The following is a 13,424-nucleotide window of genomic DNA, read 5'->3' as shown; positions in this document are numbered from 1 at the left end:
ATCATCCAAAGTTCAGCCCGGCAGTACCGGGATCGTGCCTAAATTACAGAATATTTCTGTAATCTCTATTTTTAGCCAGCTGTGGCTAAATCCCATTTTTATACGTTAAGTAATTATTTTAATTTATTAGGATTTTCAGAGCTCATTAGAAGACTACTCTTTAAATTCTAAACTATCCCAAACTTTTTATGTCCGTTAAAGAACAAAATTGGAAAAAAACCTTTGGCATTATCTGGGCTGGACAGTTTATGTCGCTCATGAGCAGTTCACTGGTTAACTTTGCTATCATCATCTGGTTAAGCATTGAAACCGGTTCTGCCGAAGTATTGGCCTATGCTGCTATTGCTGGCTTACTGCCGCAATCCATTATCGGTTTATTTGCCGGTGTATACATCGACCGCTGGGACCGGAAAAAAACCATGATTTTCGCCGATGCATTTATAGCAATTTGCACATTGATGATTGCTGCACTCTTTCATTATGGCACGGTTGAGTTCTGGTATATCTATATTCTATTGGCTCTTCGTTCCGTTGGATCGGCCTTTCATATGCCAGCTATGCAAGCGTCTATACCGATGCTGGCTCCGAAATCCGAACTGCTGCGCGTGGCTGGGATCAACCAGGTCATCCAGTCGGCTTCCAATATCGCCGGACCGGCGCTGGGTGCTTTGGCTATCGGTTTGATGGATATCGGCTATGTGATGCTGATCGATATTGCAGGTGCTTTGTTTGCCATTGTTTCACTGTTATTTGTAAAAATCCCCAATCCGGAGAAATCAGAACAAAGCGATAAAGGATTAAAGCAGGTAATTAGAGAAATCAAAGCCGGCGTGCAGACAGTTACGTCACATCGGGGACTGGCACTGCTCTTTCTCTTTTCGATTTTGGTGACTTTCTGCATCATGCCGGTGGCTGTGCTATTCCCTCTCCTGACGCTAAATCATTTTGAAGGCAATGCCTTTCAGATGAGCATCGTGGAAGCCATTTGGGGTGTAGGAATGTTGCTCGGCGGAGCAGTGCTGGGGGCACTGAACCTGAAAAGCAATAATGTGACAATGATTAACTGGACCTACATTATCTTGGGCTTGGCTTTTTCTGCTTCAGGACTGTTGCCTTCATGGGCTTTCTGGATTTTCGTGGTGCTGACTGCACTTTCGGGAATCGCCGCATCGGTATACAATGCCTGTTTTACAGCCATCATTCAAAGTAAAATTGACCCGGCTGCACTGGGAAGGGTATTCTCCATGTTCTTCAGCTTGTCTATCCTCCCCTCGCTCGTAGGACTGATGGGAACGGGTTTTCTTGCCGATAACATTGGAATCAACAATACGTTTCTTATCTTAGGGCTGGTGATTATCGTGATCGGAATCATCGCTTTCCTGACTCCGGAAATGACACGATTGGGCGTCAATGCTAATGAAAAGCCTTTGATAACTGAAGAAGATATTATTCAGGAAGAGTGATGCATGATTTTAATTATTTCCGTAGTTTTGGGTAGAACCTAATAATAACTAACGAAATAAAAACATGCAAAATCGAAAGCCTTTTCTCAATTTCCTGGTACTGACACTGGTTGCTCTGTTATCTTTTTATTCTTGTGGACAGAAATCAGTGGCAAAAGAAGAAAATAGTGAAGAAAAACCACTGGTAGTTTTTGTAGTAGGCGATCATGAATACAGCAGTGAAGAGACGCTGCCATTGATGGCCGCGGAATTGGAAAAGAATTATGGCTTTCGAACGATTGTCCTAAAATCAGAACCGGATCATACGTCGGAAGAAAATATTCCCGGACTGGAGGCCTTGGAGGAAGCTGACCTAGCAGTATTTTATCTGCGTTGGCGCCGATTACCAGAAGATCAGATCAAATACATCGATGATTATTTGAAATCCGGGCGACCGGTGATGGGCTTTCGGACAAGTACGCATGCCTTTAATTACCCGGAAGGACATCCGCTGGAAAAATGGAATGCCTTTGGTGAATTTGCATTGGGCGCCCCGGGCGGTTGGGGTGTGGGCGGCCATCGCCATTACGGAAACACCTCTTCTACGGACGTGTATGTGGTACCCGAGCAATCTGAACACCCGATTTTGAAGGGATTGGATCCTGATTTTCACGTACGCTCCTGGCTGTACCATGTGTTGCCGGATTATCCGCTGAAGGATGCGACGACGCTGTTAATGGGAAAAACGACTGACAAAGAAGCTGAAGACGCGGTTGACAATCCGGTGGCCTGGACCTGGCAAACAGCTGCGGGCGGGAAAGTGTTTACAACTACATTGGGGCACCCGGAAGATTTCGACAATGAAAATATGCAGCATCTGATTATCAATGCAGTCCACTGGGCAACAGACCAACCGGTTCCCGATCAATGGGCAGGGAAGATCGAAATAAACGTACCCTACCGAGTAGCTCACTAGAAATTGATCAGATCACAAAGAATATACAAGCCGAAACGCAATTATTAATTATGAAATTGTCAATACACAACTGGATGCGAGCAGAAACGATAGAAACGACCATCCGCAGGGTAGCTTCTCTGGGTTATCATAAATTAGAAATTCAGGGAACACCCGAGCTTTATGATACAAAGGAAGTTAGAAAATTATTAAAAGATAACGGTTTATCTTGCTGGGGATCAGTTACGCTGATGTTGGAGGAACGTAATCTGTTGGCGAAGGATGAAGCGCAACGTGCACGATCCGTGCAATATGTAAAAGATGTGGTGACGATGGTAAAGGAACTGGATGGCCATATGGTGTCTGTTGTTCCGGGAACGGTGGGAAAAGTGGTTCCTGATGGGCGACCGGAAGAGGAATGGCAGTGGGCAATAGAATCTTTAAAAGAGGTTTACGAACATGCAGAGGCAGCGGGACTGCTCATCGGGATTGAGCCAATCAACCGCTTTGAAACGTATTTTGTAAACCGTGGCGATCAGGCCTTGGCGCTGGCTGAGGCGGTTGGCCCAAACTGTGGTGTCTGCCTGGATACCTTTCATATGAATATTGAAGAAGACAATATGTTCGACGCGATACGACGAGCGAAAGGCAAATTGGTGGGTTTCCATGTGGCAGACAATAATCGGATGGCACCGGGAATGGGAACGCTAGACTGGACTAAAATCATGGGGGTGTTGAGTGAGATTGGCTATGATGACGTACTTTCAGTTGAGTTCTGCTCTCCGCTGGACCGCACACCGGCCAACCCGTATCCGAATTCGATTGATGAGCACCCTGAAGGCCTGTCCCCCGAGCAGAAGAAATTTCTGGAAGATCATGGCAGTTCGTCTGTTACCGATGAGTTTTATACCATGCTAACGAAGCGATCTTACGAAACTTTATCAAAATTCATTTAAGGCAACAACCGTATTGTTTTAAGCGACAACAGCATTATTTAAGCAACACAAATGAAAATAAAAGATGTAGAGGCTTTTTGGTTACGCTGTCCGATTCCGGAAGAGAAACAACACATTTCTGACTATGGTCTGCAAACTAGCTTTGACATGACATTGGTTGTGATAACAACCGACGATGGTTTGCAGGGGTTTGGGGAAGCGAAGGCGGCTGTAGGGTCTTCAGGAACTTGCGCTTCCATCGTCAACTGCGTAGAGAAGGAATTAAAACCAATTTTAATCGGCGAAGATGCGAGGAATATCAACCGACTATGGGAAAAAATGTATAACGGGTCGCGTGATCATTATGCGCTGTCGCGAGGACGGAAGTTTCCGATATTGGGTCGACGGGGCTTGACGGTTTCGGCCATGAGTGGCGTGGATACGGCTTTGTGGGATTTAAAGGGCAAGGCCTTAAACACACCCGTACTGGATTTATTGGGTGGTGCTTGTCGCGATCAAATGCCAGCTTATGCTAGCGGAGGCTGGGCGGACGCAGAGCAAATTGGCAGTCAACTTAACGGCTATGTAGCCAAGGGCTTTGGAGGAGTAAAGATGCGGGTGGGCGTCATGGATGAGACGGTATCGAACAGCGTTAAACGGGTGCAGGCAGCAAGAGAAGCGTTGGGTCCGGATGTAAAACTAATGGCGGATGCTCACGGAACATTCAGCGTGCCTGAAGCGAAACAGTTCTGTCGCGGCGTGGAAGACTGCAATCTCTATTGGTTCGAAGAACCGATCAATCCTGATAACCGTCACGGAACCGCAGAAGTGAGAACTTCGACAGCGATCCCGATTGCCGCAGGCGAAAGTGAATATACCAGTTTTGATATACGTGATCTACTGGAAGTAAGAGCGTTAGACGTGGTTCAGCCAGATGCAGCTATTATCGGTGGTATTTCCGAAGCCATGCGGGTAGGTCATCTGGCAAATGTACATCAACTCGAGCTCGCTCCCCATTGTTGGGGTTCGGCGTTTTCTTTTATGGCCGGCCTCCATGTGGCCTTTGCATCACCGGCGGCTACAATTATTGAGTTTTCGCTCGGCGGCAATCCGATGATGTATGAGCTGGTAAAAGAGGAAATTGAGGTGAAAGACGGGATTGTGGAAGTACCTAAACGACCGGGACTGGGCGTAACGCCCAACTGGGATTTTGTGCATGAATTCAAACAAAAAAACTAAAAACAATTATGACAAGAGCACTGAAGATCAACCATGTAACACTGATTGTAGACAATTTGGAAAAAGCTGCTGAATTCTATCAAAAGGAACTAGGTCTGGAACCGATACCCGCCTTTCGGTTTGACTACCCGGTGATGTTCTTCAAATTCAACGAGGAACAGCAATTGCATATATCAGAATGGGAGGATACCCCTTCTTTTCGGGGACATATCTGCATGCAGGTTGATGATTTCAACAGCCTGTTCTTTCGCATGAAGGAATTGGACATGATCGATATTCAGCCTTGGGGAAAGGTAAGAAAGCTGCCTGACGGAGCGATGCAGATGTTTATCCGCGATCCGGCAGGCAACTTGGTGGAGGTTTCTTCACAGCCGGGAAGTGACGTCGATCCGCGTATTCTGGAAGATGAACTCTATGAAGAGGGTCTCTATGTTTCGAACCGAAACGATTTCAGGGGTTATCGCTCTGACGATGCCACACTTTATCATAAACGAACTGATCAAAAATAAAGGGTCGACAAGCGGATACAACCATGAAGAAAAATGTGCTCCTGCTGGAGCCGATAACTGATGAAGCGCATCAACTCTTAGCTGAACACGTGAAGGTACTGACGGAAAGGAATGGTGAGCCAATACACGCCATCATTACACGCGGTAAGGGTCAGATAGACCGCGAATTGATCGACTCCTGTCCGGATTTGCAAGCAGTAGCACGCTGCGGCGTAGGACTCGATAATGTGGATGTGGAAGAGGCGAAGGCAAGGGGGATTCAGGTGATTAATACACCAGGTGCCAATGCGGCGACCATGGCTGAGCATACGCTTTCTTTGATGTTGATGTTGATGCGAAATATGTACCATTCGGTACGTGAAGTAAAGGATTCGAACTGGACTTGGCGTAACCAATACAGTGGTGACGAGCTACATGGAAAGACGCTTGGGATCTTGGGTATGGGCGATATTGGAGAACGAACGGCGCGACTGGCTGAGGTATTTGGGATGAAAGTAATCTATTGGAGCAGAACTAAGAAAGACCTACCCTACTCCTATCTCTCCTTAGAGGAAGTTCTGCAACAGGCGGATGTCCTGAGCCTTCATTTGCCATCGTCAAAGCAAACGGATGGGCTGATTGGTGCTGCGGAACTCGCTCTGCTAAAGCCCTCGGCTATATTTATTAATACCGCCCGCGGTGCTTTGATTGACCATAAGGCACTGTTTGATGCACTTAAAAACGATCGATTAGCCGGCTTTGCTGCAGATGTTTTGCCTCAGGAGCCGCCGACGGGCGACTGGCCGATTATCCAGTTACCCAATGTACTGATCACGCCCCATTCGGGAAGTTTAACAGCAAGTACCTTTAGCCAGATGTGCAAAATCGCCGTAGAAAAAGTACTGGACGCGCTGAAATAAAGGATCTCAATGCAGGCCTCATGACTATAATCTCTACGCCAACCCGCTAACTTTCTGCAAACACTCTACTCCAATCTGTTCAACTCAAAACATTACTCCAACGGATAGGATTTCAGCAGTTCTTCCGGAGAATAGAAACCTTCTTTATCTTTTGTCGCTTCACGCACCTCGCTTACTTTGTCGGCAGTGATAGCAGATGCTGTGTTGCCAAAGGAGTTTCGTACATAGGTGCTGACAGCTGCCACCTCCTCATCACTTAGTAGTCCACCAAAAGGCGTCATCGGTACCTGACCCGGAAAGTCCTTTCCATTTACTGAAATCGGGCCATGCAGACCGTTTAAGATAATTCGGATAAAGCGATCTTCATTACCCGTAACCCACCTAGTTTCAGCAAGAGGTGGAAATCCAGATTCGGGCAGCCCTTTACCATCGCTCTGATGGCAGGTTACACAATAACCTTCTTTCATGTAGATAACCTTTCCGGCTGTATATAGCTTTTGTTCAGTTTTACTTAAGTTAGCTGGCAGAGGCTCGGCTTCTTCTTTTTCAGACGAAGAATTTCTTTCAGCCACCGACTGCCCATTTAAATGCGCTTCTGCAGTATTATAGGCTACTTCCATCCAATCATCGATCGGCTTCTCTGCGGCAGCTTTCAAAATAGCCAGCCCCTGCGCTTTTGGTAACCAAGATGCCGTTGCGATCGCTTCGAGTCGCACCCTACCGTGTGGATCTTTTGCAGCCTGTAACAGCAGATCTTGCTGATTTTTAACTTGATGACCTGTATAACGGAGCACGCGCACGGCAGCTGCCCGCGCATGATAGTCGTCTGATTTTAGCATACGCGCTAAAAGTTCCTGATCGACTTGATTGGCACCCCAGGTAACCCATAGCGCTTCCGTCAGATGATGTTCATAATGCGGGTCATTCTTATCGAGTTGTCCGACCCACCTTTTCACCGCTGCCACCACATCGGCAGTATTTCTGCCGCGAAGTTCATTTCTAGTCCGATAGCGACTGCGGTATTCGGGAAGCTTTAAATTATTAAGCAGCTCAGGAATGCTGGCGCCATCAATTTTTGCCGGCTCCACCAATGGGCGCGACGGATAGGTAATCCGATAAATCCGCCCATGCGTATGATCCCGAAGTGGGTCACGTGCATTGTGTTGCATATGTCCGATCAGCACATTATGCCAGTCAGCGATATAGAGAGAACCGTCTGGAGCGAACTCGAGATCAACCGGTCGAAAGTTATTATCGGATGAGACCAGCAAATCTTGTCGGTGCCTGCTCTGATATCCGATGTCATCATCTTCTAGCGTATGTTGTTTCGTACCTAGAAAGCCAATGGTATTATTAATCAGAAAATCGCCTTGCATCTCATCCGGGAAATGGCGACTGGAAACAAACTCCAACCCTGAAGTCGGTCGCACCCGATGATCCGGATCGATCAGACTTCTTGAAGCCTCTGTGTTTACACCGTAGCGCGGTTTTACGGAGGCAGGCATCATCCAACGGACATCCGGGCTGGAAGTTTCAGAGTAAAAATTTTGTCCCCATTCGTCAAAGGCAATTCCCCAAGGATTAAACGAGTAAGGTTGAGAAGTACGTTCGAGTTTTCTGCGCTTCGGGTTATAACGATAAAATCCGCCCTGCGTAGCCCTGACCGGTCCATAGGAAGTTTCCACATTGGTATGCAGGAAAATTCCTTCGCCCATGTAGATGGCGCCGGATGGATCAGATGTATACGCGTGGATATTATGGTGCGTATCGTGATCATCAAAACCGCTGAGTAGGATTTCTTTTTCATCAGCCCTATTGTCGCCATCCGTATCTTTTAGCAAGACAAAGTTTGTCCCTTGGGAAACATACACCCCCTCTTCGGTCACTTCAAAACCCAGTGGGAGGTGGAGCCCATCAGCAAAAACAGTTCGTTTATCAGCTTTTCCATCACCATCTGTATCTTCCAGAATCAATAACTTATCATTCGGCTTTGGATCGCCCGGTTTATAATGCGGATAGCTGGGCATCGCAGCAACCCACAACCTTCCCTGGTTATCAAAAGTCAGCTGAAAAGGCTTGGCCAACTCAGGAAAATCCTGTTCCGATGCAAAAAGAGAGATTTCAAATCCGGGTGCTGTTTTCAAAGTTTCTAATGCTTCCTCATCGCTCAAGTACTCAACCTTTCCACTCACCTCTTCATTGTAATTAGTCTCCACCTCAGGCAACGCACGTGTCCGCTCATCTGCGGCATCCAAATCGATCGTCTCCCCTCTCAGTGCCAGCCAGATGGCCGAATCTCGAATTGCGGTCATCTGCCTGATTTTTTCAATTTCAGCGGGATAATTATCGGGACCGAAAGGGTCGTAACGCCGACCGTAGGCATGCACACCGTTCGGAATTTTAAAGTCATTATGCCACATCCAATTTTTTTCCAGCACTGCTGCACGAACTGCTTCCCGGTCGGCACCCGACTCGATTGCACGCTCCCCGAAACTTAGATCGGCCAATAAAGGCGCCAAACGGGCATAGCCTTCATCGTTTAGCTGAGAACCGTCGATTGTCAGCTGCGATTTTTTAGCAAACCACTTCTTCGTTGGCTCAAACAGATCCACAAATAAAACCTGATTACTATCTGCTACTGCTTGCATCACTTCAGTATACATGGCCAGATTCTCATTCTCTTTTTCTCCGTCGGGCAGATCATATTGATCCGACAAATCCTCAAAAGCGATGGGCGACACCAATACCAATTGTGGCGGGTTTTGTCCATTGTAACGCTGTTGCAAAGTATGTTTTACAAAAGCATCTAGTTCATTTTTATAGTTTTCCAGTCCTTCGGAACCTTCGAAAGACTCATTAAAACCGAAAAAAGCCAGGATTACATCCGCTTTCAATCGACTCAGCCATTGGTCTTCCGTATCAAAGAAACCCTCACTATCGGATGGATTGGCAAGTTCTGTCTGAAATTTTTCTGCTCCTGGAAATGCCCAGGGTGAATTGCGACTTGCATGAGGTCGAAAACCAGGCGTATTTCCCCCGTCGCCCATGTTGCGTATAAAGAGGTTCGAATCTGGATAGCGCATATGCATTTCCGTTTCGAAATGACCGAAGTTCATCATTCTGGAAGCCAGATTATTCCCGATCAGCACGATGTGCATATCCTTCTTCACGTGGATTGCCGCTCGCTCAGGTCCTTTATTACATTGAACTAAAAATACAGCAAGTATAAAAGTCAGCAGAGTTATATGCTTGGGGTTTCTGAGCAGGGATGTTTTCATAAAAAAGATTAATAAACTTCAGAATTGAGATTCAAACTTACAAATTTTATATTTTAAATAACTTGCAGCCTCTACCACAATTCTATACCTTTAATAGGAAAGACCAACACGCGTTGAATCGCTATGCAAGAATTATGATAAAAAGACCCTATATGATCGGATTATTGACATTAGTTTCTGTGAATATGGCTATTGCGCAAACCAATTATGACGAGACCCAAGTACCTGATTATACCCTACCCGAACTTTTAGTGCGTAACAATGGACAAACTGTGAAATCGGTTCGGGATTGGGAGAAATACCGTCGCCCGGAAATTCTTTCGCTTTTTGAAACCCATGTGCATGGCAAAACCTTAGCTGAAGAAATCTCCTCTTTTGAAGTCACTTCGGTCGATAAGAATGCTTTGGGCGGTCAGGCCACGCGAAAGGAAATCAGCTTATATCTTTCTGCAGATAAATCAAAAAGCATTCAGGTTTTACTCTATGTTCCCAATAAGCGAAAAGGGCCGGCGCCACTGTTTGTAGGGTTGAATTACGCGGGAAACCAGTCTGTTTCCAAAGATCCGGATGTACAATTAACGAAACTTTGGACACGCTACGGGAAAGAACCTGGTTTCCCGGATGGTTACGCTGCTGAGGGCAGCAGAGGATTTAGCGAAAGACGCTGGCCACTGGAACTCATTATCGAAAACGGTTATGGGGTGGCGACTGCTTATTATGGTGATGTCCAGCTGGATCGTGCGGATATTGATGAAGGAGATGAAAGTTTTCATCACTGGTTTGAACAGCAGACGGGCACAAAAAAGGAAGCCGATAGTTGGGGGTCGATAGGCGTGTGGGCTTGGGAATTAAGTAAAATCATGGATTATTTAGAAGAAGATCCGGATGTAAATCATGAACGAGTGGCTGTAGTGGGTCATTCTCGACTAGGGAAGACAGCGCTCTGGGCAGCGGCTCAGGATCAACGCTTCGCTCTAGCCATTTCCAATAATTCAGGAGAAGGTGGAGCTGCATTGGCGCGTAGGCAGTTTGGTGAACGGATTGCCGATCTCAACAAAAACTTTCCGCATTGGTTTGCAGATAACTTTAAGCAATACGATGGCAAAGAATCGGAGTTGCCGGTCGACTTCCACCAGTTGATCGCTTTGATTGCGCCGCGACCTGTTTATGTGGCAAGCGCATCCGAGGATCGCTGGGCAGATCCGAAAGGTGAATACCTTAGCTTGTACCATGCCAGCCCTGTTTATCAACTCTACGGAGAGCCCACCTTATCTTCGGATGAGCCGCCGGCAGTTGGAGAAACTAGGTTGGAAGGAAAACAAGGCTACCATATCCGCGAAGGAAAACATGATATTTTAGCCTACGACTGGGAGCGCTACATTCGTTTTGCTGACAGGTATCTGAAATAGTTTACAGCCTTAAGAAAGTCGACATATACGGCTTGCTATTTTCTTGCTATTTTAAGATATAGATGGTATTAAAGGGATTGCTGGTAAGTATTTCATTGATGGTGCTGCCGATGAATAAAGAAGCAATTTTGCTCGATCCTTTGGCAGACATCAGAACTACATCTGCTCCAAAGCGTTTGCTTTCTTTTTTAATAATATCCACGACGCCCTGACCATCCTGGTATTTCGCACTGAATTGATAATCTTCCGGAAGCTTATATTTCTTGACTGTTTCCTTATATTGTTTTTCAATATGCTCCCGGGTTTGGCTGATCGCCTTCTGGTCGTCGATAAAAGGAAAGAATAGAGAAGGGATGGTAAAAGCTTTCAGCATCTTGATTTCAGTACCTGGAAGATCCATCCGTATGTTCGCTAGCTTTTTAGAAACCAATTGGAAAGGAGCACTAAAGTCTGTAGGCACCAAAACCCTGTTCCACGTAAGGGAGGGGTTTTCTGGTACCAGGAGCAGATTACCTTTATAAATCCGAATCAGCTTTTGGGACATCCCCGCTGTGCCATACTCCTCCTTTTTGAAGCCTAAAACAATGGTATCGATATGATGCTTTTCCGCCCAAAGGTTCAGGCTATATTCCGTACTCGTTCCTTCTAACACCGTTAACATGTAACTACTTTCGTCCGTAAACACCTTTGCTATTTTTGCTCGCAGGTTCTTTTCTATGATGGTCTTGATATCCTTACCCCCCAACATTTCTTGGATTACTTCATCTACTTCATACAGTTTGATATTGTGTACGAAGTGGATTTGAGAAAGCTCGGTCTGTGTCTTCAGAGAATATGCATAGCGGATGATGCTTTCATCCGTATCCGTAAGGTCTAATGCAATGAGTATATTGTTCATATTATTTGCTTTCAGTATGTTCGATTTCATTTTTCAATAGTCTACCTTCTGGGTCAAACTTCTGTTCTTCTTCCAGGATTTTCTTGAGCATCGCTTTGTATGTTTCCTCGTCCTTCAATTTCGTTCGTCGTCTATTCAGGTTGAAATCTTCACGGACTCCGATATACAAGGAAACGCACATCGCTACCAGCAAGATTGCGAAAGGTAATCCGGATATCGTCACCGCTGCCTGTAAGGTTCCAAGGCCACCACCGGTCAGCAGAGCTGCGGCGATACAACCTGCTAATGATGCCCAGATAATCCGTTGCAAAGCGGGTGTCTTCTTGTTACCTCCAGAGGTAATTCCGTCTACAACGAGCGCACCGGAGTCAGCCGAAGTGATAATAAAACTACAAATCAATACCATTCCCAATATCTTCAGCAGCATAGCAAGTGGGAACTTCTCGAAAAACACATACAGCGCTGTCGATATGTTATCGTCGACTGCTGCCGCCAGGGAAAAATCCCCGTCGATTAAGCCGAGCATGGTTGTACCGCCAAAAGCTGAGAACCATAGGAAGGTGACCATAGCTGGCAAAAAGAGTACGCCAAGTACGAACTCCTTGATTGTTCTACCCTTCGAAACCCGCGCAATGAATGTCCCGACGAACGGCGACCAGGACGCCCACCAACCCCAATACATTAGGGTTACGTTATTATGCCAGCTGCTATCGTCGTAGGCGCCCGACCAGGTAGCCAGGTCGACAAAGTTGATCAAGTAACTACCGACGTTTTGCACAAAGCCTTTTAGGATAAAAGCCGTAGGGCCAAGAACCAGGACCATAAGAAAGATGATGACAGCAACGCCTACATTCATCTCACTCAGGAATTTTATCCCTCGGTTAACTCCAGAAACTACGGAAATAGTGGCAATGGCGGTAATCGCTAAAATAATCAGATACTGAACCAACAAACTGTGGGGAATCCCAAACACATGCGTAAACCCCGCATTAATCTGTCCAACGCCAAAGCCCATCGTGGTTGCTAGGCCAAATAGTGTGGCCACAACCGCCACAACATCAATCAGGTTACCGATCCACCCATGAATTCGTTCGCCTAGCAAAGGGTAAAAGGCAGAACGTATGGTCAGAGGCATTTTTCTATTATAAGTGAAATAAGCTAATGCCAAGCCGATAACCGAATAAATAGCCCACCCGTGGATACCATGATGAAGAAACGAGAAATTGATAGCTTCTTGAGCAATAGCGGTCGGATCTGCATCAGCAGATAATCGTGGTGGATTCATAAAATCGCGAACCGGGTCGGCGATACTAAAAAGCACCAGCCCGTTTCCGATCCCTGTACTGAACAACATGGCAAACCAGGCCGTCGACTTAAACTCAGGCCGTGCTTCGGGTCCGCCAATCCGGATGGATCCATACTTACCGAAAGCCATATAAATACAAAAAACGATAAAGGCATTAACGGATAGTGTGTAAATCCACCCCCCTTTTTCAGATACGATATTTTGAACATTTTCGAAACTGCTCTGGGCTTGATCTGTGAATATAAGCGCCAACACGACACTCAGGATAATAGTGATCAATGCCGGATAAAACACAGGCTGGTGGATAACGAGTTTAGGGATTTTGTTAAAGACGGAAGTATTCGACTTGCTTTCTGACATACATGTTTGTTTTTTCGAGATCAATCAAAACGAATTTCCAAGCTCATCGCTGTAAAGCGAGAGACTTCGGAATTGGTCACGAATTGTCGTGTAAAATGTTCGGATCGAACCAGTAGCTCGATTGTGCTTTCCAAGAACTGCAAAGCGACAATCAAAAATTAAAAATGCAAAGATAGAGCTTTTAAGATTGCAAA

Annotated in this window: 10 protein-coding genes; 7 read left to right on the top strand and 3 right to left on the bottom strand. The window is 46.1% G+C overall.

From position 1 onward, the window contains the following. Positions 1–188 precede the first annotated feature (188 nt). The 6 genes from D3P12_RS06720 (at position 189) to D3P12_RS06695 (ending at position 5,979) form a co-directional block, all read left to right on the top strand. Positions 189–1,463 (top strand): MFS transporter, encoded by a 1,275-nt coding sequence (locus D3P12_RS06720; RefSeq protein ID WP_118194257.1) that lies wholly within the window; start codon positions 189–191, stop codon positions 1,461–1,463. Between the two features lie 64 nt (positions 1,464–1,527). Next, positions 1,528–2,418 (top strand): ThuA domain-containing protein, encoded by an 891-nt coding sequence (locus D3P12_RS06715; protein ID WP_118194256.1) that lies wholly within the window; start codon positions 1,528–1,530, stop codon positions 2,416–2,418. Between the two features lie 50 nt (positions 2,419–2,468). Continuing rightward, positions 2,469–3,353, top strand: a complete 885-nt coding sequence (locus D3P12_RS06710; RefSeq protein WP_118194255.1) for a sugar phosphate isomerase/epimerase family protein — start codon at positions 2,469–2,471, stop codon at positions 3,351–3,353. 51 nt (positions 3,354–3,404) lie between these two features. Continuing rightward, positions 3,405–4,571, top strand: coding sequence for a mandelate racemase/muconate lactonizing enzyme family protein (locus D3P12_RS06705; protein ID WP_118194254.1), 1,167 nt, complete (start codon positions 3,405–3,407; stop codon positions 4,569–4,571). Between the two features lie 8 nt (positions 4,572–4,579). Then, positions 4,580–5,080 (top strand): VOC family protein, encoded by a 501-nt coding sequence (locus D3P12_RS06700; protein WP_118194253.1) that lies wholly within the window; start codon positions 4,580–4,582, stop codon positions 5,078–5,080. A gap of 35 nt (positions 5,081–5,115) precedes the next feature. Beyond that, positions 5,116–5,979 (top strand): 2-hydroxyacid dehydrogenase, encoded by an 864-nt coding sequence (locus D3P12_RS06695; RefSeq protein ID WP_205941067.1) that lies wholly within the window; start codon positions 5,116–5,118, stop codon positions 5,977–5,979. Positions 5,980–6,071: 92 nt separating this feature from the next. Here D3P12_RS06695 and D3P12_RS06690 read toward each other — a convergent pair whose 3' ends face one another. Then, complete coding sequence (locus D3P12_RS06690; RefSeq protein ID WP_118194251.1) at positions 6,072–9,257, bottom strand: PVC-type heme-binding CxxCH protein; 3,186 nt, start codon at positions 9,255–9,257, stop codon at positions 6,072–6,074. A gap of 152 nt (positions 9,258–9,409) precedes the next feature. Between D3P12_RS06690 and D3P12_RS06685 the strand changes: the two genes are divergently transcribed. After that, a complete protein-coding gene (locus D3P12_RS06685) occupies positions 9,410–10,666 on the top strand; it encodes an alpha/beta hydrolase family protein (RefSeq protein ID WP_205941066.1) in 1,257 nt (418 codons plus the stop codon). Between the two features lie 46 nt (positions 10,667–10,712). Here D3P12_RS06685 and D3P12_RS06680 read toward each other — a convergent pair whose 3' ends face one another. Together D3P12_RS06680 and D3P12_RS06675 are read right to left on the bottom strand one after the other, a co-directional pair. Next, on the bottom strand, positions 10,713–11,594 hold the full coding sequence (locus D3P12_RS06680) for a universal stress protein (protein ID WP_118194250.1): 882 nt from the start codon (positions 11,592–11,594) through the stop codon (positions 10,713–10,715). Next, positions 11,566–13,230 (bottom strand): BCCT family transporter, encoded by a 1,665-nt coding sequence (locus D3P12_RS06675; RefSeq protein WP_118194249.1) that lies wholly within the window; start codon positions 13,228–13,230, stop codon positions 11,566–11,568. Before D3P12_RS06675 ends, D3P12_RS06680 begins: the two co-directional genes overlap by 29 nt. Positions 13,231–13,424: the final 194 nt, after the last annotated feature.

The sequence above is a fragment of the Pedobacter indicus genome, from assembly GCF_003449035.1.
GTDB lineage: Bacteria > Bacteroidota > Bacteroidia > Sphingobacteriales > Sphingobacteriaceae > Albibacterium > Albibacterium indicum.
The sequence above is the reverse complement of the archived record's forward strand: the minus strand, read 5'-3'. Positions and strand labels throughout refer to the sequence as shown.

Excerpts from the sequence above, each read along its gene's own strand:
- D3P12_RS06720 (WP_118194257.1), top strand. The coding sequence starts at position 189 with ATGTCCGTTAAAGAACAAAATTGGAAAAAAACCTTTGGCATTATCTGG.
- D3P12_RS06715 (WP_118194256.1), top strand. The coding sequence starts at position 1,528 with ATGCAAAATCGAAAGCCTTTTCTCAATTTCCTGGTACTGACACTGGTT.
- D3P12_RS06710 (WP_118194255.1), top strand. The coding sequence starts at position 2,469 with ATGAAATTGTCAATACACAACTGGATGCGAGCAGAAACGATAGAAACG.
- D3P12_RS06705 (WP_118194254.1), top strand. The coding sequence starts at position 3,405 with ATGAAAATAAAAGATGTAGAGGCTTTTTGGTTACGCTGTCCGATTCCG.
- D3P12_RS06700 (WP_118194253.1), top strand. The coding sequence starts at position 4,580 with ATGACAAGAGCACTGAAGATCAACCATGTAACACTGATTGTAGACAAT.
- D3P12_RS06690 (WP_118194251.1), bottom strand. The coding sequence starts at position 9,257 with ATGAAAACATCCCTGCTCAGAAACCCCAAGCATATAACTCTGCTGACT.
- D3P12_RS06685 (WP_205941066.1), top strand. The coding sequence starts at position 9,410 with ATGATCGGATTATTGACATTAGTTTCTGTGAATATGGCTATTGCGCAA.
- D3P12_RS06680 (WP_118194250.1), bottom strand. The coding sequence starts at position 11,594 with ATGAAATCGAACATACTGAAAGCAAATAATATGAACAATATACTCATT.
- D3P12_RS06675 (WP_118194249.1), bottom strand. The coding sequence starts at position 13,230 with ATGTCAGAAAGCAAGTCGAATACTTCCGTCTTTAACAAAATCCCTAAA.